This is a genomic window from Pseudomonas syringae group sp. J309-1 (genome assembly GCF_032582135.1).
Taxonomy (GTDB): Bacteria; Pseudomonadota; Gammaproteobacteria; order Pseudomonadales; family Pseudomonadaceae; genus Aquipseudomonas; species Aquipseudomonas quasicaspiana.
Genome location: NZ_JAWHNU010000139.1, coordinates 1 through 566 on the forward strand (window position 1 = coordinate 1; position 566 = coordinate 566).

Below are 566 nucleotides of genomic sequence, written 5' to 3' on the forward strand. Positions count from 1 at the left end.
AGATGATGTCGTTCAGCTTCCCGCCGAAAGGCTGGGCGTTCTGCAACGGTCAGCTGATGCCAATCAACCAGAACCAGGCCTTGTTCTCGCTGCTCGGCACGACCTATGGCGGCAATGGCCAGACCACCTTCGGGCTGCCCAATCTGCAAGGCAAGGTGCCGATCCATATGGGCTCCGGCTTCACGCTGGGCCAGACCGGCGGCGAGCCGACGCACACGCTTACGACCTCCGAGATGCCGCAGCACCCCCACATCTTCCAGGGCACGACCAACCCCGCCGCCAATGCGGTGCTCACCAACAATCTGATGGCGCAGTCGGCCAATCTCTACACCACGCCCAGCAATCTGACGACGCTTGTCGGGAGCACCGTCGGCAATGCAGGTGCCTCGCAACCTCCCGAGAACATGCAGCCCTACCTCACGCTCAGCTTCTGCATCGCATTGCAGGGCATCTTTCCCTCCCAGACCTGAAGGACGCCCATCATGAGCCAGCCCTACGTCGGCGAAATTCGGATGTTCGGCGGCAATTTCGCGCCGGCCGGTTGGATGCTTTGCCAGGGACAGGTC

At 62.2% G+C, this 566-nt stretch carries 2 protein-coding genes; both read left to right on the forward strand.

Going from position 1 to position 566, the window contains the following annotated elements; translation table 11 throughout:
• Positions 1 to 2 precede the first annotated feature (2 nt).
• Positions 3 to 470, forward strand: a complete 468-nt coding sequence (locus RX972_RS29115; protein ID WP_316880757.1) for a phage tail protein — start codon at positions 3 to 5, stop codon at positions 468 to 470.
• A gap of 12 nt (positions 471 to 482) precedes the next feature.
• Positions 483 to 566 (forward strand): tail fiber protein (locus tag RX972_RS29700; protein ID WP_410478274.1); only part of this gene is annotated, 84 nt, incomplete at its 3' end.

Excerpts from the sequence above, each read along its gene's own strand:
- RX972_RS29115 (WP_316880757.1), top strand. The coding sequence starts at position 3 with ATGATGTCGTTCAGCTTCCCGCCGAAAGGCTGGGCGTTCTGCAACGGT.